20 protein-coding genes and 2 pseudogenes are annotated in these 20,163 nt (G+C 70.2%); 15 read left to right on the forward strand and 7 right to left on the reverse strand.

Translation table 11 applies throughout. The features are described 5' to 3' along the window. Window positions 1–41: 41 nt before the first annotated feature. Together N5096_RS10120 and N5096_RS10125 are read left to right on the forward strand one after the other, a co-directional pair. Window positions 42–704, forward strand: coding sequence for a DUF998 domain-containing protein (locus N5096_RS10120; RefSeq protein WP_267664433.1), 663 nt, complete (start codon window positions 42–44; stop codon window positions 702–704). Between the two features lie 25 nt (window positions 705–729). Beyond that, on the forward strand, window positions 730–1,974 hold the full coding sequence (locus tag N5096_RS10125; RefSeq protein WP_267664434.1) for an MBL fold metallo-hydrolase: 1,245 nt from the start codon (window positions 730–732) through the stop codon (window positions 1,972–1,974). Between the two features lie 92 nt (window positions 1,975–2,066). Here N5096_RS10125 and N5096_RS10130 read toward each other — a convergent pair whose 3' ends face one another. Further along, on the reverse strand, window positions 2,067–2,324 hold the full coding sequence (locus tag N5096_RS10130) for a hypothetical protein (RefSeq protein ID WP_267664435.1): 258 nt from the start codon (window positions 2,322–2,324) through the stop codon (window positions 2,067–2,069). A gap of 176 nt (window positions 2,325–2,500) precedes the next feature. Between N5096_RS10130 and N5096_RS10135 the strand changes: the two genes are divergently transcribed. The 4 genes from N5096_RS10135 (at window position 2,501) to N5096_RS10150 (ending at window position 6,251) form a co-directional block, all read left to right on the forward strand. Beyond that, a complete protein-coding gene (locus tag N5096_RS10135; RefSeq protein WP_267664436.1) occupies window positions 2,501–3,298 on the forward strand; it encodes an inositol monophosphatase family protein in 798 nt (265 codons plus the stop codon). Between the two features lie 443 nt (window positions 3,299–3,741). Next, window positions 3,742–5,019: an aminotransferase class V-fold PLP-dependent enzyme gene (locus N5096_RS10140; RefSeq protein WP_267664437.1), complete on the forward strand. Its 1,278-nt coding sequence runs from the start codon at window positions 3,742–3,744 to the stop codon at window positions 5,017–5,019. A gap of 70 nt (window positions 5,020–5,089) precedes the next feature. After that, on the forward strand, window positions 5,090–5,512 hold the full coding sequence (gene sufU / locus N5096_RS10145) for a Fe-S cluster assembly sulfur transfer protein SufU (RefSeq protein ID WP_267664438.1): 423 nt from the start codon (window positions 5,090–5,092) through the stop codon (window positions 5,510–5,512). A gap of 73 nt (window positions 5,513–5,585) precedes the next feature. Further along, the gene (locus tag N5096_RS10150; RefSeq protein WP_267664440.1) at window positions 5,586–6,251 is read left to right on the forward strand and encodes an Sjogren's syndrome/scleroderma autoantigen 1 family protein; all 666 of its coding nucleotides are present in this window, start codon (window positions 5,586–5,588) and stop codon (window positions 6,249–6,251) included. 367 nt (window positions 6,252–6,618) lie between these two features. On the opposite strand, the gene glmM is transcribed toward N5096_RS10150, so the two are convergent. Further along, complete coding sequence (gene glmM, locus N5096_RS10155; protein ID WP_267664442.1) at window positions 6,619–7,980, reverse strand: phosphoglucosamine mutase; 1,362 nt, start codon at window positions 7,978–7,980, stop codon at window positions 6,619–6,621. A gap of 124 nt (window positions 7,981–8,104) precedes the next feature. Between glmM and N5096_RS10160 the strand changes: the two genes are divergently transcribed. Then, on the forward strand, window positions 8,105–8,707 hold the full coding sequence (locus tag N5096_RS10160) for a hypothetical protein (RefSeq protein ID WP_267664443.1): 603 nt from the start codon (window positions 8,105–8,107) through the stop codon (window positions 8,705–8,707). 615 nt (window positions 8,708–9,322) lie between these two features. Here the strand turns inward: N5096_RS10160 and N5096_RS10165 are convergent. The 4 genes from N5096_RS10165 to N5096_RS10180 form a co-directional block, all read right to left on the reverse strand. Further along, window positions 9,323–9,931, reverse strand: coding sequence for a DUF7504 family protein (locus N5096_RS10165; protein WP_267664444.1), 609 nt, complete (start codon window positions 9,929–9,931; stop codon window positions 9,323–9,325). A 43-nt stretch (window positions 9,932–9,974) separates the two neighbouring features. Next, window positions 9,975–10,361, reverse strand: a complete 387-nt coding sequence (locus N5096_RS10170) for a DUF8057 family protein (RefSeq protein ID WP_267664445.1) — start codon at window positions 10,359–10,361, stop codon at window positions 9,975–9,977. Beyond that, window positions 10,361–11,056 carry an RAD55 family ATPase gene (locus tag N5096_RS10175; protein WP_267664447.1) on the reverse strand — a complete coding sequence of 232 codons (696 nt, stop codon included), beginning with the start codon at window positions 11,054–11,056 and terminating at the stop codon, window positions 10,361–10,363. Before N5096_RS10175 ends, N5096_RS10170 begins: the two co-directional genes overlap by 1 nt. A 108-nt stretch (window positions 11,057–11,164) precedes the next feature. Continuing rightward, a complete protein-coding gene (locus N5096_RS10180) occupies window positions 11,165–11,635 on the reverse strand; it encodes a chemotaxis protein CheW (protein WP_267664449.1) in 471 nt (156 codons plus the stop codon). A gap of 102 nt (window positions 11,636–11,737) precedes the next feature. Here N5096_RS10180 and cheB point away from each other — a divergent pair, with 102 nt between their 5' ends. Genes cheB through N5096_RS10215 form a run of 7 tightly spaced genes read left to right on the forward strand, consistent with a single transcriptional unit; the run spans window position 11,738 to window position 19,505 of the window. Further along, window positions 11,738–12,850, forward strand: coding sequence for a chemotaxis-specific protein-glutamate methyltransferase CheB (cheB, locus tag N5096_RS10185; protein ID WP_267664451.1), 1,113 nt, complete (start codon window positions 11,738–11,740; stop codon window positions 12,848–12,850). Beyond that, window positions 12,850–15,174: a chemotaxis protein CheA gene (locus tag N5096_RS10190; RefSeq protein WP_267664452.1), complete on the forward strand. Its 2,325-nt coding sequence runs from the start codon at window positions 12,850–12,852 to the stop codon at window positions 15,172–15,174. Before cheB ends, N5096_RS10190 begins: the two co-directional genes overlap by 1 nt. Beyond that, window positions 15,171–15,980 (forward strand): CheR family methyltransferase, encoded by an 810-nt coding sequence (locus N5096_RS10195; RefSeq protein ID WP_267664454.1) that lies wholly within the window; start codon window positions 15,171–15,173, stop codon window positions 15,978–15,980. The genes N5096_RS10190 and N5096_RS10195 overlap by 4 nt, the downstream gene beginning before the upstream one ends. After that, window positions 15,980–17,191, forward strand: a complete 1,212-nt coding sequence (locus tag N5096_RS10200) for a HEAT repeat domain-containing protein (RefSeq protein WP_267664456.1) — start codon at window positions 15,980–15,982, stop codon at window positions 17,189–17,191. The genes N5096_RS10195 and N5096_RS10200 overlap by 1 nt, the downstream gene beginning before the upstream one ends. Continuing rightward, a complete protein-coding gene (locus N5096_RS10205; protein WP_267664458.1) occupies window positions 17,192–18,064 on the forward strand; it encodes a CheF family chemotaxis protein in 873 nt (290 codons plus the stop codon). A gap of 56 nt (window positions 18,065–18,120) precedes the next feature. Continuing rightward, window positions 18,121–18,834, forward strand: a complete 714-nt coding sequence (locus N5096_RS10210) for a ribulose-1,5-bisphosphate 5-phosphatase (RefSeq protein WP_267664460.1) — start codon at window positions 18,121–18,123, stop codon at window positions 18,832–18,834. Beyond that, complete coding sequence (locus N5096_RS10215) at window positions 18,831–19,505, forward strand: ribulose-1-phosphate aldolase (protein ID WP_267664462.1); 675 nt, start codon at window positions 18,831–18,833, stop codon at window positions 19,503–19,505. The genes N5096_RS10210 and N5096_RS10215 overlap by 4 nt, the downstream gene beginning before the upstream one ends. Before the next feature lie 25 nt (window positions 19,506–19,530). Here N5096_RS10215 and N5096_RS16345 read toward each other — a convergent pair. Then, a pseudogene (locus N5096_RS16345) lies at window positions 19,531–19,707 on the reverse strand (IS6 family transposase); the annotation flags it as partial. 163 nt (window positions 19,708–19,870) lie between these two features. Between N5096_RS16345 and N5096_RS10220 the strand changes: the two are divergent. Then, window positions 19,871–20,163: pseudogene (locus N5096_RS10220) on the forward strand (transposase); the annotation flags it as partial.

Genomic DNA, 20,163 nt, shown 5'->3' on the forward strand with positions numbered 1-20,163 from the left:
TACAGCGGGACGCCGCGGAGCGACTCGACTGAGGGCCGTCGATGCGTGCGGCCCCCCTCGCGGACTCCGCGGATACCTCGACGACCCGCCGAGTGAGGGCTCTCGGCGCGGCGGCGACGCTCCTCGCGCTCGGCGGTATCGCTCTCGCCGTCCTCCTCGACCCGACGTTCTCGTGGACCGGCGACGCGCTCTCGGATCTGGGGGTCCGCGAGCCGAGCGCGCGCGCCTTCAACTGGGGACTGGTTCTCGGGGGCGCCGTCGGCGCGGGGTACGCGGTCGAACTCGGGCGCGCGCTCGGCGGTCGAGCCGGCGCGCTCCGCGCTGCCGCCCTCGCGCTCGCGATGGTCGCGATGGGGGGCGTCGGCGCCTTCGACCTCACGGAACCGCTCCACGGCCCGTCGGCGGTCGGCTTCTACGCGCTGGCCACCGTCGCCTTCGCGGTCGACGGGCTCGCCCGACGCGGGACGGCGACCGGGAAGGCCGCGCTCGGGTTCGTCCCGGTCCACGTCGCGGTCTGGGCGACGTTCCTGGCGGGGTGGTGGCCGGTGACGGGCCTCGCGCTGCCGGAGCTGCCGGGGGCGCTCATGCTCGCGGCGTGGGTGTGGCTCCTCGGGCCGGCGCCGGTCCTCGGGTCGGTCGCGGCGCGGCTCAACGGGCGGACCGACGACGCCGGAGGCGACGGGGTCGGGACCGACGAGCACTAACGCCGCGGGCGGCTACGGGCCTTCAATGGAGGTCGAGTTCCTCGGCGGCGCCCGCGAGGTCGGTCGGAGCGCCGTCCTCGTCGACGACGCGCTGCTCCTGGACTACGGCCTGCTGACCGCCGACCCCCCGCGGTACCCGGTCCGCGACCCCGAGCCCGACGCGGTCGTGGTCTCGCACGGCCACCTGGACCACGCCGGCGCCGTGCCCGCGCTTTTAAAAGGCGACCGGCGGCCCGCGATCCACTGGACGCCGCCCACCGCGGACCTGACGCGGACGCTGGCGCGCGACACGCTCAAGCTGCACGGGAACAGCCCGCTGTGCCCCTTCTCGGAGGAACACGTCGCGCGGCTCGGCGAGGTCGAGGCGCGACACGCGTACGGGGAGCCGTTCGTCGTCGAAGCCGGCGGAATCGACTACGAAGTGACGCTGTTCGACGCGGGCCACATCCCGGGGTCCGCGCACGTGCTGATCGAGGGCCCCGACACCCGCCTCCTCTACACCGGCGACTTCCACACCGACGACCAGCGGCTCGTCTCGGGGACGACGGCGCGGCCCGACGCCGACGCCGTGATCTGCGAGTCGACGTACGCGGACGTGAGCCACGAGGACCGCCGGGCGGTCGAGGACCGCTGGGCCGAGAGCGTGAAGACGACGACCTGGGAGGGCGGGGCCGTCGTCGCGCCCGCGTTCGCGATCGGGCGGACGCAGGAGCTCATGCTCGTCGCCGACGCGAACGACCTCACCCCCTACGTCGACGGGATGGGGACCGAGGTGACGCGGCTGGTCCGGCAGTCCCCCGAGTTCCTGCGCGATCCCGAGGCGCTCCGTCGGGCGAAGGGCGCCGCGCGCTTCGTCACCGGCCGCGACGGTCAGCGCGAGCGGATCGCCGGCGACAACGAGCTGATAATCACCACCTCGGGGATGCTCGCGGGCGGCCCGGTCCACTCCTATCTCCCGAAGATCCGCGGCAGCCCGACGAACGCGGTGACGCTGACGGGCTATCAGGTCGAGGGCACGCCCGGACGCGAGCTCCAGGAGCACGGGCGGCTGGCGATAAACGGACAGGTGCGTCCCGTCAGCGCGCGGGTGGAGTCGTACGACTTCTCCGCGCACGCCGACCGCGAGGGGTTGGAGTCGTTCTTGGACTCGTATCGAGGCGCGCGGGTGCTGGTGAACCACGGCGACCGCTGCGAGGCGTTCGCCGAGGACCTCCGCGCGGACGGGTACGACGCAAGCGCGCCCGAGATCGGTGAGCGGACCGAGCTGTAGAAGGGAGCGGCCTGCCGGAGGAGGTCGGCGGCTGTGCGAGCGGTCGCGTTCGAAAAGAGAGGTGTCGACGGCGCCCGTCGAAACAGCGGACCTTACGCCCCGCCGTCGGTGTACGCCCGATCGTTGAGGACGCGGTCGGCGGTCGCGTTCGCCTCGGCCGGACTGGGGCAGTCCCCGGAGACGACATCGTCGGCGAGGTCGCAGGCGAGGTCGTACACCGCGGAGCCATCGGCGTGCTCGGCGACGCGCTCGAACGTCGGGCGGTAGCCGGCGGCCGCGCGCTGTCCGGTCTCGTCGAGGGAGGCGTCGATCGCACATTCGAGCTGACGAACCGCTTCCTGGGGTTCCATACCCACACACTCGCACTCGTCTCACTTAAGTATACTCGGATTCGGAATTGAGTTAATACTTCCGCGGTGAGCGCGCTCCGAGAGCGGTCGGACCGGGGAGCCGGGCGGCGGAGCGGAACCGGCGCGGACGGGCCGCGGATCGACGTTTATACGCGGCGGGGTCCCGGACAACGACCATGACCGACGCAGACGAGCGCGCGGCCGTCGCCGAGCGCGCGGCCCGAGCGGGCGGCCGCGTGGCGCACGACCACTTCCGGAGCGACATCGCCGTCGAGAGCAAGGGCGAGGACGACGTGGTGACGGAGGCCGACCGCGCCGCCCAGCGCACCGTGATCGAGTCGATCCGCGAGGCGTTCCCGGACGACGCGGTCGTGGGCGAAGAGGAGGACGAGCGCAAGACCGTCCCCGAGGAGGGCGCGGCGTGGATCATCGATCCCATCGACGGCACGCACAACTACGTCCGCGACATCCGCGTGTGGGGCACTGCGGTCGCAGCCGTCGTCGACGGCGAGCCGGTCGCGGCCGCCACCGTCTGTCCCGCGCTCGGCGACGCCTACACCGCCGACGCCGACGGCGCGTACCGCAACGGCGAGCCGATCGCGGTCAACGACGTGGCCGACCCACACCGGGCCGCCGTCGACCCCACGCTGTGGTGGGACCACGACGCCCGCGACGAGTACGCCAACGCCTGCGAGGCGATCGTGCGGCGGTTCGCCGACATGCGCCGATTCGGTGCCGCGCAGGTCACGCTCCCGACCGTCGCCGCGGGCGGGCTGGAGGGAACCATCTCGAACCTGCGGGCGAACCCGTGGGACTCCGTCGGCGGCGTCTTCATGATCCGGCAGGCCGGCGGGCGCGTCACCGACCTGGAGGGGAACCGCTGGCGACACGACTCGACCGGGCTCGTCGCCTCGAATGGGACGCTCCACGACGAGGTGCTCGCCGCCGCGCAGGCGATCGAGGAGTCGGACTAAGCGCGAGTATTTATAAATAGATCCGCGGTGGCGCGTGCCTCCGAGCGGGCCATCGGCCCGCGAGGAGCACCGCGCGAGGGACGCGGTGAGCGCTCGAAGAGCGCGAACCGCGAGGCTGGGGAGGTGTGAGGTGCGGTTACGGTGCGGTCGGGTGGGACTCAAAGGGGCAGCCGACGAGGACGGCGCAGGCGATGTAAGCACTGCAGGGAGCGAGCAGCGCGAGCGACCGAAGCGCGCAGCGAGCGTGCGCCGTCCTCGTCGGCTGGGGCTTTGGAGGTGTTCACCGGTGATCTCAAATCAACCATTTATAAACGATCGACCGAGCCGCCCGACCCGTTTACCGGCCCGGCCCCCTCTGTTCATACCTACACGTCCGGCTCGCAGCTACCCGCAACATCCACCGAACCGAAGATGTGTTAGTGCTCGGGGCCCAGATCATGATAATGGGAGTTCAGGAGCAGTACTCGTTCGACGTGGAAGCGCTCCGGGCCGATTTCCCCGTCCTCGACCGGAAGGTCGGCGGCGATCCGGAGTCGCCCGGCGAGGGACCGGGCGACGACACGCCGCTCGTCTACCTCGACAACGCGGCGACCTCGCACACGCCGGATCCGGTCGTCGACACGGTCGCGGACTACTACCGGAGCTACAACGCCAACGTCCACCGCGGGATCCACCAGTTGAGCCAGGAGGCGTCCGTCGCGTACGAGGAGGCCCACGACACCGTCGCCGACTTCGTCGGCGCCGCGGGCCGCGAGGAGATCGTCTTCACGAAGAACACGACGGAGGCGATGAACCTCGTCGCGTACGCCTGGGGCCTCGAGGAGCTCGGGCCGGGCGACAACGTCGTCCTCACCGAGATGGAGCACCACGCCTCGCTCGTCACCTGGCAGCAGATCGGCAAGCGGACCGGCGCCGACGTGCGCTTCGTCGACGTGACCGACGAGGGCCGGCTCGACATGGACGACGCCGCGGACCTCATCGACGACGACACGCAGATGGTGTCGGTCGTCCACGTCTCGAACACGCTCGGCACGATCAACCCGATCGGCGAGCTGGCCGACCTCGCGCACGACCACGACGCGTACGTCTTCGCCGACGGCGCGCAGTCGGTGCCGAACCGCGCCGTCGACGTGAAGGAGCTCGGCGTCGACTTCTTCGCCTTCTCCGCGCACAAGATGTGCGGTCCGACCGGGATCGGCGCCCTGTACGGCCGCGAGGAGATCCTCGACTCCATGCAGCCGTACCTCTACGGCGGCGACATGATCCGGCGCGTCTCCTTCGAGGACTCCACGTGGGAGGACCTCCCGTGGAAGTTCGAGGCCGGCACCCCCTCGATCGCGCAAGGGATCGGCTTCGCGGCGGCGATCGAGTACCTGGAGGAGATCGGGATGGACCGCGTCGAGGCCCACGAGGATCTGCTCGCGGAGTACGCCCACGACGAGCTGACGGCGCTCGGCGGCGTGGAGATCTACGGGCCTCCCGGAGACGACCGCGGCGGGCTCGTCGCGTTCAACGTCGAGGGCGTTCACGCGCACGACCTCTCCAGCATCCTCAACGACTACGGGATCGCGGTCCGCGCGGGCGACCACTGCACGCAGCCGCTCCACGACGAGATGGGGGTCGCCGCCACCGCGCGCGCCTCCTTCTACCTCTACAACACCATCGAGGAGATCGACGCCCTCGTCGAGGCCGTCGGCGAGGCGCGCGACCTGTTCGCGTAGGCCGGCGAGGCGCTCGGGTTCCCGGACCGACGGAACCCTTTTTACTCGCACCGGCCTACCTGAAATCGATATGGGACTGGGCTCGGACATGTACCGGCAGCAGATCCTCGACCACTACAAGAACCCGCGCAACTACGGGGAACTCGAGGAGCCGGACTTCACGCACGTCGGCGAGAATCCCTCCTGCGGCGACACGATCCAGATGGACGTCGGCCTCGACGAGGCGGGCGAGACGATCGAGTCGGTGCGGTTCAACGGCGACGGCTGCGCCATCTCGATGGCCTCCGCGAGCATGCTCTCGGAGCGGCTCCACGGGATGGCCGTCGAGGAGCTCCACGAGATGGACACCGACGACGTCACTGAGATGCTCGGCGTCGACATCTCCCCGATGCGCGTGAAGTGCGCGGTGCTCGGCCGGCAGGTGGCGCAGGACGGCTCGAAGATCCACCGCGACGAGCTCGACCCCGACGACCGCACGATCACCGAGGAGTAGCGCCGCGACGGGGCCCCCGCCCCTCCGTCCCGAGCCCGCGGGACTTTTGCGCGTCAACCACGTTCGTCCGCCCATGAGCGACGGGTTCGACAAGGAGGCCGAACGGGAGAAGCTCCGCGAGAAGCTCGCGGGCGACGAGGCGGAGCGCGAACACACTCAGCGGATGTCCGAGCTCCTCTTACAGGGGGCGACGATGACGAACCGCCACTGCGACGACTGCGGCGACCCGATCTTCCGGAAGGACGGCCAGGAGTTCTGTCCGACCTGCCACACGGTCGACGCCGGGGACGCCGAGGCCGGCGGGGGTCCCGGAGCGGCGGGGCAGGGGTCGGGCAGCGCCGGCGGTTCGGCGACGGCCGGCGGATCGGCGACGACGCCGGCCGCCGGAGAGTCTCCCCCCGCGGCCGACGAGAACGGGACGGCCGGGGCGGGGGGAGCCGATCCGAGCTCGGCAGGGGCGACTCCCGAGCCGGCCGCCGGAGCGTCCGAGCCGTCGACCGGCGTCGCGACCCCGGGCGCAGCCGAGGACCCGACCGCGGCGACCCCGGGCGCGGCCGAGGACCCGACCGCGGCGACCCCGCCCGCCGGCTCCGAGAGCGTCGCTGACGCCCGGGCGTCGCTGGCGCGGACGCTGAACCGGTTCGCCGCCGCGGCCGAGGAGACGGACGACCCTCGGCGGGCGCAGGACCACCTGCAGGCCGCCCGCGAGGCGGCCGAGGCGCTCGCGGCGCTCGACTGAGAGCGATCAGAGGTCGTTTCTGTAGTGAGAGTTGAATCACCAGCCGCTCGCTTCTACGTCGATGACTGCAGATCGACGATGGACACCGCCAAAGCCACGGCCACGCTCGACTCCCACAGCTCGCTGCGGTCCTCAGTCGTTCCCTCCGCTCACTCCCTGCGGTCCTTGCGTCGCTGGGGTTCGCCGAGCGTGGCTGCCCCTTTGAGTCCCACCCCGACCGCACCGCAACCGCACCTCACGCCTCCCCAGCCTCGTCAGCCGTCCTCCGCTTCGCTCCGGACGGCTGACTCCCTCGCGCGTGCGGTTCGCCGCCCTCCGGGCCGCTCACCGGCACGCGCCACCGCAGTTCAGTTATAAATAGCCGCTGTTATCGCCCGCTCTCGACGGCGACGAGCATGTCCGTCGCGAGCTGCTCGGCGCGGTCGGCATTGGCTGACTCGGCGTAGATCCGGATCTTCGGTTCAGTGCCCGAGGGGCGCACCAGGACCCACGCGTCGCCGTAGTCGAGCCGGTAGCCGTCCGTGGTGTTCGGCACCGCGTCGGCGGTCTCCACGTACGCCCGCGCCGCCGAGAGCATCTCGTCGCGCTCGTCGCCGTCGACGTACTCGACGTTCCGGCGCACGAAGTGGTAGTCGGCGTACGGCGCGACGACCTCGCTGACCGGGTCGCCGGCGGCCGCGAGCAGCTCGAGGAAGCGCGCGCCGATGTACGCGCCGTCCCGGGAGAGCCGGTACGGGGGGAAGAACACCCCGCCGTTCCCCTCGCCGGCGATCGGGACGTTGACTCCTTCCTCGTGGAGCTCGCGCGTCCGGGTGATGATGTTGGTCGCGCCGATGGGCGTCAGCTCCAAGTCGGCGTCGTTCGCGTCGCAGACGTCGACGAGCCGCTGTGAGACGTTCACCGCGCTGACGACGGCGTCACCCGGCTCCAAGCAGGCGTCGGCCATCACCGCGAAGGAGGTGTCGCCGTCGACGAAGCCGCCGTCCTCGTCGACGAAGACGGCGCGGTCCGCGTCGCCGTCGTGGGCGATCCCCACGTCCGCGTCGGAGGTCGCGACGAGCCGGGAGAGCGCCGCGAGGTTCTCCGGGACTGGCTCCGAGTCGCGGCCGGGGAAGTGACCGTCCGGCGTCGCGTTCACCGTCAGCACGTCACAGCCCAGCTCGCGGTAGATCCGCGGCGACGGCACCGACGCCGTGCCGTGGCCCGGGTCGACCGCGACCGTCAGGTCGGCGTCAGCGATCGCCTCGCGGTCGACCGCGTCGAGCAACTGGTCCGCGTAGTCGTCGACGGCGCCGTCGACGGCGGTCGTCGCGCCCGCGGTCCGCCAGTCCGCGAGCTCGTAGTCGTCGTCGAGGACGCGGCGCTCGACGCGCTCTAAGACGTCGACCGAGAGCTCGACGCCGTCGTCGCCGACGAGCTTGATCCCGTTGAACTCCGGGGGGTTGTGCGAGGCGGTGACGAGCACGGCGGGGATCCCGGCCGACTCGCAGTAGTTGCCGACGGCGGGCGTCGGGACGACGCCGAGTCGGTCGACGTCGCAGCCGACCGCGGCCAGCCCGCTCGCGGCGGCGTTGGCGAACAGCTCGCCGGTGGTACGGGTGTCGCGGGCGACGGCGACCCGGTCGGCGTCCCACACCGATCCGGCCGCCTTCGCGATCTCGAGGACCAGCTCCGGCGTGAGGTACCGCAGCGCGACCCCGCGGATGCCGCTGGATCCGAACAGCTCCATGGAGGGCCATGCGCCGGCCGACGGGAAAGCGGTTCCGAACGCGGGGCGGGGAGGGGAAGCGGGGAGAAGCGAGAGGGCCGGTCCGACGCGTGCCCTTGAAACCGGTCCCGTCCCTACGGTTCGCATGGAGCGCACGCGACGCGATCTGTTGGCGCGGACCGGGGCGACGCTCACCGCCGCGGGATCGATCGGCGTCGCCGGCTGCCTCGACTTCGCCGCCGGCGACGGTCCGCAGGGTCCCGAGGGAATCCCGGAGACGCTCTCCTGCGGGGACGGGGAGTTCGTTCGGCTCGCGCCGCCCTTCGACGGCGACGTCGAGGGAACTCTCGTCGAGACCGGCGAGACGACGTTCGAGCTGTCCGCGGAGGGGAACTCGGAGACGTACGGCCAGGCGCTCCGCCTCGTGTTGCGAAACACCGGCGACGAGCCCGCGACCGCACTCGGGCGACACGCCTACTCGATCCAGCGGGAGACCGCGTCGGGGTGGCTCGACGTCCGCGGCTCGACGACGGGCGAGACCGTCGAACTCCCCCGATCCGAGGAGACGCTCGATTCGACCGGGGCGTACAGCTGGTCGATCGATCTCGAGGAGACGTCGATCGCGTCGGCGGTGCCCGGTCTCGACCTGTCCGTCTGCCCGCCGCTCGGCCCCGGGACGTACCGGTTCGTCTACTGGGGCATCGTCGACGCGCCGCCGCTCGGGGCGCGGTTCGAGCTGATCGGGTAGGAAACACGCAGCTCTGTCGAAACCCTCCTGTTCAGATACTCTCGTCTGAATGCGATAGTTGGCCCAGACTGCCTCTTGATCGATTGCGGGAGTGGGTGTGTCAATGCGGTTGATCGGTTGTTTATAAGTGAACAAGCGGTGTTGCTGTCGGCTGTTTATAAGTGAGCGACGGCTTTGTGGTGAACATCTTCAAAGCCCCAGCTTCGAGGACGACGCACGCTCGCTGCGCGCTTCGGTCGCTCGCGCTGCTCGCTCCCTGCAGTGGTTACATCGCCTGCGCCGTCCTCGCAACTGCCCCTTTGAGTCCCACCCCGCACCGCACCGCACAGCCTCACGCCTCCCCAACCTCGTCGGTGGCCCTCCGCTTCGCTCCGGACCACCGACTCCCTCGCGCGTGCTCCTCGCGCCCGAAGGGCGCTCGGAGGCACGCGCCACCGCATCGTCATTGATAAGTAATCGTCGCCATCGCTCAGCAGTATTTAAATATCGTATCACCACCGCCGATCTGCAACACCCACTCCCGCTATCGACACCGCTGTTCCTGTATTGACCGCGACAGTGGCCGAATACCTCGCTCGATGAGCATTTCAACAGAGCCAGAGACGCTCCGTTCGGCTAGAACTGGGTCCACTCCGAGGGGCCGCCGACTCGTCCGCGGACGCGGAACTCGCGGTCGTCGGCCTCGACTCGCGTCTCGACGACGACGTCGAACGGCTCGTGGAGGGTGTGCACCACCTGCTCGTCGTGGGCGGTCGAGTTGACGACGCCGACGAAGGGCCACCCCTCGCCGGACGTCTGCGAGGTCATGACGCGGGTGAACCGGTAGATGCGCTCGGGGTCCCAGTACATCAGCAGCTGGGAGAGCGAGTAGAGACCGACCGCGCGGTCGCGGCCGGCCGAGGACTCGACGACGTCGGTGAACTTGATCCCGATGTCGGTGAGGTTCCCGGCGCTGGCGACGTACTTCGTCGTCGGCGTGTCGTCGCGCTTGTCGCCCTGCTCGTGGGTGACGCAGTCGACGACGGTCAGCTCCTCGCCGTCGCGTCCCGTGATGGTCTCGTAGTCGCCACGGACCTTCTCCGCGGTGCGACCGGTGGAGATGACGACCGGCTCGTCGGTCCACTCGGCGAGCATCCGGTTGAACAGGTCGTACTTCCCGCTCATCGGAGGGCCGCTGACGAGCACGCTGTCGGCGTCGCGGACAGCGTCGGGAAGCACGGTCATGTGTCTGGGTTGAGGGGGTATCGGGTAAAACCCTTCCGAGGGATCACTTCCGAAGCATTGAGGGGAGGTCGAGCGACGACGGGGGACCCTCCCGGGGGGGTCGCGTCAGTGTCAGATCCGTTATCGCTCCGGGCAGCGCGGCCCGGACCGGCGGCTCGCGCGGGGCACCGTCCCCGTCGACGAGCTCCGTCCACACCTCTCTCGGGTCGTCCGTCTCGTCGGCGGCGGCGAGCGCCTTCGTCCGTCCCTCGTCGTACGCCAGCTCGACGAGGCTCCGGTCGTACGCGCTCGGAAACGCTTCCATCACGCGCTCGAGCTCCGCGGGGCGCCTGTTACCCACCCCCTCGGCGACACCGAGCGCGAACGCCCGCCGGACTGCCTCCTCGCGCGTGAGCTCGTCCCACTCCGTGCCGAAGGTCTGCTCGTACATCAGTGGGTCACCGTCGCGGCCGATCCGACGCGGAGCCCGCCGTCCGTGAACTCGATGTCCTGGATGTCGGTGTCGACGTCGGTCCCGCGCATCTTCAGCACCTGGATCCCGCGCTGCATCCCGTCGTCCTCGAGGTAGTTGTGCATGAAGACGACGCCGTGGGCGAGGTAGTGCTCCTCGGAGTAGGCGCTCGGGTCGGTCATCTCGGAGATGAGCAGCGTCGTCGCGTCGGTCCGCTTCAGCGAGGAGAGCAGCTGGATCATCGTGTCCTCGTCGTCGTCGAGGAGGAACCGCAACAGCATCGTCGAGTCGAAGACGACGCGGTCGATGTCGCGGGAGTTGATGAACCCGGTGAGCCGGTTCGTCACCCCGGAGTGGTCCCGGCGCTCGCCCGGGAGGCCGAAGAATCGGCGGCCGTCCGAGGAAAAGGAGTCGAGGAAGGTGACCCGGTCCGTGTCGAGCGCCCGGTCGAACCCGAAGTCGTACCCGCTCATGTCGCGGCGGATCCCCTCTTTGGTCTCGTGCATGCTGATGTACAACACGTCCTCACCGTTGCGGGCGCCCTGCGCGGCGAACTGCGAGCAGAACGTGGTTTTTCCGCTGCCGGGAGGGCCGCTGACAACGTACAGGCGGTTCTCCGGGAAGCCGCCGTCCACGAGGTCGTCGAACCCGGGAACGCCGCTTGTGGCGCGCATACGAAGTCACTCGCCGGTCGCCGCATAAGGGTTGGCTCCCGTTTCTCAGGGGTGAGAACGGTCGGCTCATGTCGCCGTGCGGTCAGGGATATCGCCCGGCGCCCCGGGTTACGGCTCGGCGTCCTCGGGAGTCACGTCGCCGACGTCGAAGTCCTCCACGTCGGGCGAAACCCAGACGACGAAGCGGCCGTCGGACTTCACGATCCCACGGAGTCCCTCGTCGTCCACGGTCGTTCCCTGGTCGACGTCCTCGGGCGCGACGTCGCGGACCTGGAACACCTCGTCGACCATCCAGCCGACGGTGCCGCCCTCGTCGATCTCGTCGTCGTCGAACACGACGATGCGCTCCCGCGGGCCCTCTTCCCCGATATCGAACAGGGTCTTCGGGTCGACGATCGTGGTCGTCCGGCCGCGCAGGTCCATTACGCCCTCGACGTGGGCCGGCGAGTTGGGGATGCGCGTGAGCTCGCCCGCGTCGACGATCTCGTCGATGACGCCGATGTCCAGACAGTACGTCCCGTCTCCCAGTCCGAACTCCAGCACCTTCGTGGGTTCGGCCTCCGTCTCGGTGGCTGCCATGGTCGTCTCTGCGGCGACGGGTCCAATAACCGTGTCCCCTGAATTATCAGGGGTGATTACTAGGTCCGTGGGTTTATGACGATTCTGGGCCCGGATTCGTGTATGAGTAGGACGACGGATCGGCGGAGCGGTCGGGACGACTCCGTGCGGGTGGTCGTCGTCGACGACTCGCCGTTCATGCGGGGCTTGATCGCCGATCTCCTGACGGACGCCGGAGTGGCGGTGGTCGGCGAAGCCGGTGACGGCGCGGAGGCGCTGTCGGTGGTCGCCGAAACGCGTCCGGACGTGGTGACGATGGACGTCGAGATGCCCGGAATGGGGGGGTTAGAGGCCGTCGAGCGGCTGATGGACGAGACGCCGACGCCGGTTCTGATGCTGTCCGCGCACACGGCCGAGGGCGCAGAGGTGACGTTCGAGGCGCTCGAACGCGGCGCGGTCGACTTCTTCTCGAAGCCCGGCGGGGAGGTGTCCACCGGGGTCTCCCGCGAGTCGGACCGCCTCATCGAGGCGGTCAGGTCGGTCGCGGACGCCGACCTCGACGCCGCGACCCGCGACCGACGCGAGCGCGGCGGTGCGGCGAGCGCGAGCGGCCCGAGCGGCCCGGTCGGTCCGACCGGCGCGTCGGGTGACGCGACGGTCGACGTCGACGGCCCGCTGACGGTCGTTATCGGCGCGTCGACCGGCGGTCCGAACGCGGTCGAGCGCGTGATGTCGGCGCTGCCGATGGCGGACTGCCGGGTCGTCATCGTCCAGCACATGCCGGAGGCGTTCACCTCGCGGTTCGCCGACCGCCTCGACGGGGCGTCAGCGTACGACGTGCGCGAGGCGAGCGACGGGGCCCGGGTCGGGTCCGGCGAGGCGATCGTCGCCCGCGGCGGGAGCCACACCCGAATCGACGGCTATCGGTCGGGTCGCCTCCGCCTCAAGCTCGACGAGGACGACTCGCAGTCGGTCACCCCGGCCGCCGACGTGACGATGCGCTCGGCGGCCGCGGTCGTCGACGACCCGCTCGTCGGCGTCGTGCTGACCGGGATGGGGGCCGACGCCGCCGAGGGGATCCGGGCGATGGCGGACGCCGGCGCGCGGACGATCGCGCAGAGCGAGGACACCTGCGTCATCTACGGGATGCCGAAGCGCGCGGTCGAGACGGGCGGCGTCGGCGAGGTGTGCGACCTCGACGAGGTCGCCGGCGCGATCGTGGGGGGTGAGGCCTGATGGACTCCCACCGCGCCGCGTTCGTCGCCGAGGCGGAGGACGGCATCACCGACCTCAACAACGCGCTGCTCGCCCTCGAGGCCGACCCCGAGGACGCGGAGGCGATGGACGACGTGTTCCGCGTCGCCCACACGCTGAAGGGGAACGCCGCGGCGATGGGGTACGAGGACGTCTCCGACTTCGGACACGCCATGGAGGACCTGCTCGACGCGGTCCGACAGGGCGACCGCGAGGTGACGCCCGAGCTGATGGACCTCCTCTTCGAGGGCGTCGACACCGTCGAGGCGATGGTCGAGGAGATCGCCGACACGGGCGACGTGTCGACCGATCCCTCCGACCTAGAGGGCCGCCTCCGCGAGATGGAGGAACACGGGACCGTCGGCGGCGACTCGGTGGCGGACGGCTCGGCCGACGACGGCGACGCGGGCAGCGACAACGGCGACGACGCCGAAGACGAGGGCGCCGGGAGCGACGACGCGGGGGACGCCGACGACGCCCCCGACGTCTCCGTCCCCGACCTCCCCGCGGCCGCCGGGGACCTCGACGGCCCCGTCGTGTACGCGGACGTGACGGTCGGCGAGACGTCGATGGCCGGCGTCGACGCGGCGCTCGTCCTGCAGGCGCTCGACGAGCAGTTCGACGGCCACGTGACCGAGCCGGACCCGGAGGCGCTGGAGGACGGCGAGTACGATGCGGGGTTCGACGCCTTCGTCGCCGGCGCCGACCCCGGCGTGGTCGCCGAGGGGCTCGGCGCGCTGACGCAGGTCGAGTCGGTCGCGACGGCGGTCGTCGGCGGCGACGGGGACGACGGCGATAGCGCGGACGCCGCCGACGAGACGGACGTCGCCGGGGCGGACGCTACCGATGCGAGCGGCGCCGCCGCGAACGAGACGGACGCCGCTGCCGACGCGGACGCCGCCGCCACCGACGCCGCGGACGAAGCGGACGAACCGACGGCTCCTGACGAAGAGTTCGAGCCCGCCGACCCGGAGGCAGTCGGGGACGCCTCCGAGGAGAAGCCCGCCGAGGCCGACTCGGACGGCGAGGGCCCCTCGGGAGACGAGTCGGCGGGATCCGACTCGGACGACGAGTCGAGCAAGGGCGACCGCGACGAGATCAAGTCGATCCGGGTCGACGTCGACCAGGTCGACGAGCTGTACGGGCTCGTCGAGCAGCTGGTGACGAGCCGGATCAAGCTCCGGCGAGAGCTGGAGGCGGCGGACGCCGAGTCGGACACGCTCGACGAGCTCGACAAGCTCGCGTCCAGCCTGCAGGACACCGCGATGGACATGCGTCTCATCCCGTTCTCGCAGGTGTCGGACTCGTTCCCGCGGCTCGTCCGCGACATCTCGCGGGACCTCGACAAGCGGATCGACTTCGAGATCGAGGGCGACGACGTCGAGCTCGACCGGACGATCCTCACGGAGATGCGCGACCCACTCGTCCACGTCCTGCGGAACGCGGTCGACCACGGGATCGAGCCCCCCGAGGAGCGCGAGGCCGCCGGCAAGGACCCGACCGGCCACGTGAAGCTCACGGCCGAGCGCGAGCGCGACCACGTGATCATCGAGGTCGCCGACGACGGGGGCGGGCTCGACCCGGACCAGCTCCGCGAGAAGGCGGTCGACGAGGGCGTCAAGAGCCGCGAGGCGGTCGAGGCGATGGAGGACGACGAGGCGTACGACCTCGTCTTCCACCCCGGGTTCTCCACCGCGGAGGAGGTCACCGACGTCTCCGGGCGCGGCGTCGGCATGGACGTCGTCCGGACGACCGCCCGGGACCTCGACGGCTCCGTCGGCGTCGAGAGCGAGCCCGGCGAGGGGACGACCGTCCGGTTCCGGCTCCCGGTCACCGTCGCCATCGTGAAGGTGATGTTCGTCGACGTCGGCGGCACGGAGTACGGGATCCCGATAAAGTCGATCGCCGAGGTCGCCCGCGCCGACGACGTCGAGGAGGTCCACGGCGACGAGATCGTCCGCCACGAGGACGACCTATACCCGGTGATCCGGCTGAACGAGCGCCTCGCCGACAGCGGCGCCGCGGCTGCCGGGTCGGGCGTCGGAGTCGATGGGCCCGACGAGGCCCCCGGCGACGGCGGGACCGCCTCCGCCACGACCGACGGCGGCGTCACCGACGAGGGGATGCTCGTTCGGATCCGCGAGGAGACGCGGCAGGTCGCGCTCCACTGCGACGCGGTGCTCGACCAGGAGGAAGTGGTGGTGAAACCGCTCGACGGCCCGCTGTCGGGGACGCCGGGACTCAGCGGCACGGCGGTCCTCGGCGACGGCGACGTCGTGGCCGTGCTCGACGTGGTGAGCCTATGAGCGGCGAGAGCGAGACCCCCTTCGAGGGCGTCCTCCGGCAGATCGACGACACCGTCCCATTCGAGCCCGGCTACTACAACGAGTCGTACCTCGACCGCCGGATCACGGCGCGGATGCGCCGGCGCGACACCGAGTCGCACGGGGAGTACGAACGGCTTCTCCGCGAAGACGAGGAGGAGCGCCAAGCGCTGATGGACGCGCTCACGATCAACGTGACGGAGTTCTTCCGCAACCCCGAGATGTGGGAGGTGCTCCGCGACGTGCTCCGCGAGCGGACGAGCGAGCAGCGGCGGGTCCGCGTCTGGTCGGCGCCCTCCGCGGACGGTCGAGAGCCGTACTCGATCGCGATGTTGGCCCACGACGACCCCGAGATCGACGAGTCGCGGGTCGAGGTGCTCGGCTCCGATATCAGCGAGGAGGCGCTCGAAAACGCCCGTGAGGGCGTCTATCACACGACGCGGACCACGGACATCGCGGGGGAGCTGGAGCCGCTCTCGGACCCCGACCGCTACGTCGAGCGCGACGACGACACGTTTCAGGTGCGCCCGACGGTCCAGCGGCTCGTCGATTTTGAGACGCACGACCTGATCCGCGACGGCGCGCGCGACCCCTTCGACGTCGTGTTGTGTCGCAACCTGCTGATCTACATCGACGTCGACCACAAGGGGGCGCTGTTCGACACGCTCGAGGCGTCGCTCGCCGACGACGGGGTGCTCGTGCTCGGCATGACCGAGAGCGTCCCGCCGGGCCGGTCGGACAGGTACGAGCCGATTGACAAGCGTCGGCGGGTGTTCGGGAGGGTCTGATGTCGCTGTATCAGTACGCCCGGGAGGAGAACGCGGAGCGGCTCAGGGACGCGCTGGGCAGCGACAGCGCCGCGGTCCGCCGACGGGCGGCCGAGTTCCTCGGCGAGGTCGGCGACGTCGACAACCAGCCGACGGTCGATGGGCTCCTCCGGGCGGCGACGAGTGACGACGACGCCGAGGTCCGGGGCGCCGCCGTCGACGCGCTCGACGAGCTCGGACAGGAGGCGCTCGAACGGCTGCTCGAGGAACTCACAGGCACCAGCGGCTCCGAGGCCGAGTGGGTCACCGCCCGCAAGTTCGCGCGCGCTCTCAAGGCCGACCGCCCGGAGCTCCGGATGGCGGCCGCGAACGCGCTCGGCGGGCTCGACGACGCGAGCGGCCTCCAACACCTCGTCGAGGCGCTCGACGACGAGGACTCCCGGGTCAGGCTGCGCGCCTGTCAGGCCTGCGGGACGTTCGCGGACCAGCGCTCGGTCCCGGCGCTGACGGAGCGCCTGGACGACGAGGATCCGCGGGTCAGGAGAGCCGCGGCGAACGCGCTCGGGAACGTCGGGACGGACCAGGCGCTCTCGCCGCTGCTCGACCTCCTCGACGATGGAGACGAATCGCTCCGGCGGATCGCCGCCGGCGCGCTCGGGAAGGCGAACAACCCCGAGCCGGTCGAGCCGCTGGCGCGGGCGCTCGGCGATGAGAGCGCGGTCGTCCGCAACGCCGCGGTGTACTCGGTCATCGAGCTGCTGTCGAACGTGCCGACCGAGCAGAGTCACGCGGTCCGCGACCGCGTCGTCTCCGAGCTGAAGTCGGCCGACGACGCCACGGTCGTTGAACCGCTCGTCGAGATCCTCACTGACGGCCAGCAGAGCCGCCAACGACGGAACGCGGCGTGGATCCTCGGCCGCGTCGCGGAGCCGGAGTCGGCGATCGCCGTCGAAGCCCTCGCGGACGCGCTCGCCGACGAGGACGCGCAGACCGCACAGTTCGCGGCCACGAGCCTCAAGAGCCTCGGCGGACCGATCGTCGAGGACCGCCTGCTCGACCGGATCGGCACGGAACACCCGGAGGACGCCCGGGCGAAGGCGGTGTTCGTCCTCGGTCAGGTCGGGGGGCAGGAGACGCTAAACCGGCTCGAGGGCCTCACCGACGACGAGAGCTCCGCGGTCCGGCAGCGAGTGTTCTCGGCGGTGTCCAAGCTCCGGGCAGGGGGGCCGTAGATGTCCGACGGCGGCGGCGAGTACAAGGTCGCGGACACGCAGGGGCGCTTCGCGGTCGCCGTCCGCGAGGGGCGGAAAGTGAGCGACGTCTCGTGGACGCCGGGCCGGGTGCTCCTCTCGAACCGGCGGCTGATCCTGGCCGGCAACGAGGGGAAGCGCACGATCCCCCTCTCGGAGCTCCGGGGGCTGGGCGGGCGCCACGACTCCAACCAGTCTGTCGCGCGCGTTTCCAACTACGTGAGCTTCGACCTCGGGGACCAAGTGCTGTTGGTCGCCGCCTCCGACCACGAGTCGTTCGAGCGGGACGTCTACCGGGCGCTGCTCGACCAGCGGACGGTGACGGCCAAACACCCCGCGATCGAGGGCGGCGTCGTCCAGGAGACCGAGTGGGAGCAGGCCCGCGTGAAGATCGACGAGAACGGGCTCAACGCCGCGCTGGAGAGCGGCGCGTTCGTGGAGTTCGACCTCGACGACATCAGCGGCCTCGACGCCGCCAAACGCACCGTCAACGGCGAGAAGAAGCCCGTCATCGAGGTGTCTCACACCGACGACGAGGGCACCAGCATCGAGACGCACGTCGCGGGCCACCCCAACCGGATGCGGTTCGTCGAGGCGTGGCTCCGGAAGGGCGAGCAGCGAAGCTCGACGAACGTCGACCTCTCCAGCCGCGATCGGGAGGTGTTGATGGCGCTGTACTCCGGCGTCTCGCCGTTCGAGATCCCGTCGTTCCTCGGGATGGACGTCGACGCGGTCGAGGAGACGTTCGAGCGGCTCGTCGAGCTCGAGGTCGTCGAAGAGGTGCGGGTGCGCCGCGAGGTGGCGCTCAACTCCCGCGGGCGCAACATCGCCAGCGAGGCGATGAACGAGCAGTGAGCGGCCGGTCGCTCGCGTCGAACCATATTTAAGTCGCCGCCCGGCGGAGTGAGGGCATGAGCTACGAGGCGGTGTGCTTCGACCTCGACAACACCCTGTACCCGTACCCGCCCTGCAACGAGGCGGGGAAGCGAGCGGCGCTCGGGGCGTTCCGCGAGCGCGGGCACGAGATGGACCGCGAGACGTTCGACGAGCTGTACGCGACCGCGCGGCGCGAGGCGAAGCGCGAGACCGCCGGCACCGCGGCCTCCCACGACCGCCACATCTACTTCAAGCGCGCGCTGCAGCGCCACGCGGGCGAACACGACGCCGCGACCGCGCTCGCGCTCGGCGACGCCTACTGGGAAGGGTACGCGACCGAGATGGAGCTGTGCGACGGCGTCGACTCGGTCCTCGACGCGCTCGCGGCGGCGGGGACCGACGTCGCGGTTGTGACAAATCTCACGACTCGCGTCCAGCTGCGCAAGCTCGCCCGGCTCGGGGTCGACGACCGGGTCGACCGGCTCGTCACCTCCGAGGAGGTCGGCCGCGAGAAGCCGAGCGCGCTCCCCTTCGCGACCGCCCTCGCGGCGTTCGACTGCCGGCCGAGCGAGGCGCTGATGGTTGGCGATAACGCCGAGTCCGACGTCGCCGGCGCGAGCGCGGTCGGAATGGACACCGCGCTGTTCGCCGCCGACGCCGACGCGCCGAACGACGACGGGCTCCCGGAGCGGCAGCGCCCGGACTACCGGCCGGCCGCTTTCGCCGACCTGACCGAGGTGGCGCTGTGAGTCGGGACGCGACGGACTCCGACCCGGACCTGCTCCGCGAGGCCCGCGAGGCGGTCGTCGAGTACGCCCCGGCGCTCGCCGGCCTGACTCCCGGCCGGACCGGGAACCTCAGCGTCCGCGACGGCGACGCGGTCGCCGTGACGCCGACGGGCGTCCCGTACGACTCCTTCGGCGTCGACGACGTGCCGCTCGTCGACCTCGACGGCGAGCGCTTGGCGGGCCGGATGGCGCCGTCGAGCGAGGTGCCGATGCATACGGGTATTTATAAGCACAACCGGCCGGGCGCGATCGTCCACACCCACTCGCCGTGGGCGACGACGATGGCGACGCTGGGCCGGAGGCTGCCGCCCGTCCACTACATGATCGTCTCGGTGGGTCGGGAGGTCCCGCTCGCCGACTACGCGCCGTACGGCACCGAGGAGCTCGCCGCGAACGTCGTCGCCGCGATGGCCGAGGCCGACGCCGACGCGGCGATCCTCGCGAACCACGGGCTCGTGGTGACCGGGCCGGACCTGGAGACCGCGGTCGAGAACACCCGCCACGTCGAGGACCTCTGCCGGCTCTACCTCCGGGCGTCGGCGACCGGTGAGCCGAACCTCCTCACCGACGACCAGCTGGCGACCGTCGAGGCGCGGTTCGAGAGCTACGGCCAGCAGCCGGACGCGGAGTAGGACGAGTCCCGCGACAGTCCTCGCGTTAAGTTTGACGTGAATTGTGGTAGACGGCAAAGGCTTCGAGCCAGTTTTGAGCTGTCTCTAACGCGACATTGCTAAAACTATTCGCAAACGATGATGTTCGTCGTTCTATTTCCCAAAAGACACGTTCAATGGCGTTCCGATTTCCATGCTGAATGATTTGAAATCGATAGCCGTCTTCAGCGAGAACAGATCCAAGATAGTCCGCGTCATCGATGAGAAATTCGACGTTATCGAGTTGATAGCGCCGACGCTCTTCTGTAGGAGATTGTTGATACTGCTGAGCTGCTGCTGTGGAGTCGAAGAGGACAAGGACACCGCGTCAGCGGTGTCCGACACGAATGATTCCGCTGGATGTGTTTGGGTCGGAATCGGTCGCAGCGGACCTGCTCCAACAGGTTCGCTGGCGTGACGGTGTTTCCTGTCCTCGCTGCCGTTCTGACCGAACAATCAGAAACGGCAGCTATCGGCAGTTTCAGCGGTATCTGTGTAAGGATTGCGACCGCACGTTCAACGATAAGACCGGCACGATCTTCGCTCATTCGAAGATCGCACTCCGAAAATGGTTGTTCTCGATCTACGCGTTTTTGCGGTTTAACACGAGCCTCAGGCAGTTACAGTGCGAAATCGAGGT

It is taken from the genome of Halorubrum yunnanense, from assembly GCF_026586675.1.
GTDB classification, from domain to species: domain Archaea; phylum Halobacteriota; class Halobacteria; order Halobacteriales; family Haloferacaceae; genus Halorubrum; species Halorubrum yunnanense.

Excerpts from the sequence above, each read along its gene's own strand:
- N5096_RS10120 (WP_267664433.1), top strand. The coding sequence starts at position 42 with ATGCGTGCGGCCCCCCTCGCGGACTCCGCGGATACCTCGACGACCCGC.
- N5096_RS10125 (WP_267664434.1), top strand. The coding sequence starts at position 730 with ATGGAGGTCGAGTTCCTCGGCGGCGCCCGCGAGGTCGGTCGGAGCGCC.
- N5096_RS10130 (WP_267664435.1), bottom strand. The coding sequence starts at position 2,324 with ATGGAACCCCAGGAAGCGGTTCGTCAGCTCGAATGTGCGATCGACGCC.
- N5096_RS10135 (WP_267664436.1), top strand. The coding sequence starts at position 2,501 with ATGACCGACGCAGACGAGCGCGCGGCCGTCGCCGAGCGCGCGGCCCGA.
- N5096_RS10140 (WP_267664437.1), top strand. The coding sequence starts at position 3,742 with ATGGGAGTTCAGGAGCAGTACTCGTTCGACGTGGAAGCGCTCCGGGCC.
- sufU (WP_267664438.1), top strand. The coding sequence starts at position 5,090 with ATGGGACTGGGCTCGGACATGTACCGGCAGCAGATCCTCGACCACTAC.
- N5096_RS10150 (WP_267664440.1), top strand. The coding sequence starts at position 5,586 with ATGAGCGACGGGTTCGACAAGGAGGCCGAACGGGAGAAGCTCCGCGAG.
- glmM (WP_267664442.1), bottom strand. The coding sequence starts at position 7,980 with ATGGAGCTGTTCGGATCCAGCGGCATCCGCGGGGTCGCGCTGCGGTAC.
- N5096_RS10160 (WP_267664443.1), top strand. The coding sequence starts at position 8,105 with ATGGAGCGCACGCGACGCGATCTGTTGGCGCGGACCGGGGCGACGCTC.
- N5096_RS10165 (WP_267664444.1), bottom strand. The coding sequence starts at position 9,931 with ATGACCGTGCTTCCCGACGCTGTCCGCGACGCCGACAGCGTGCTCGTC.
- N5096_RS10170 (WP_267664445.1), bottom strand. The coding sequence starts at position 10,361 with ATGTACGAGCAGACCTTCGGCACGGAGTGGGACGAGCTCACGCGCGAG.
- N5096_RS10175 (WP_267664447.1), bottom strand. The coding sequence starts at position 11,056 with ATGCGCGCCACAAGCGGCGTTCCCGGGTTCGACGACCTCGTGGACGGC.
- N5096_RS10180 (WP_267664449.1), bottom strand. The coding sequence starts at position 11,635 with ATGGCAGCCACCGAGACGGAGGCCGAACCCACGAAGGTGCTGGAGTTC.
- cheB (WP_267664451.1), top strand. The coding sequence starts at position 11,738 with ATGAGTAGGACGACGGATCGGCGGAGCGGTCGGGACGACTCCGTGCGG.
- N5096_RS10190 (WP_267664452.1), top strand. The coding sequence starts at position 12,850 with ATGGACTCCCACCGCGCCGCGTTCGTCGCCGAGGCGGAGGACGGCATC.
- N5096_RS10195 (WP_267664454.1), top strand. The coding sequence starts at position 15,171 with ATGAGCGGCGAGAGCGAGACCCCCTTCGAGGGCGTCCTCCGGCAGATC.
- N5096_RS10200 (WP_267664456.1), top strand. The coding sequence starts at position 15,980 with ATGTCGCTGTATCAGTACGCCCGGGAGGAGAACGCGGAGCGGCTCAGG.
- N5096_RS10205 (WP_267664458.1), top strand. The coding sequence starts at position 17,192 with ATGTCCGACGGCGGCGGCGAGTACAAGGTCGCGGACACGCAGGGGCGC.
- N5096_RS10210 (WP_267664460.1), top strand. The coding sequence starts at position 18,121 with ATGAGCTACGAGGCGGTGTGCTTCGACCTCGACAACACCCTGTACCCG.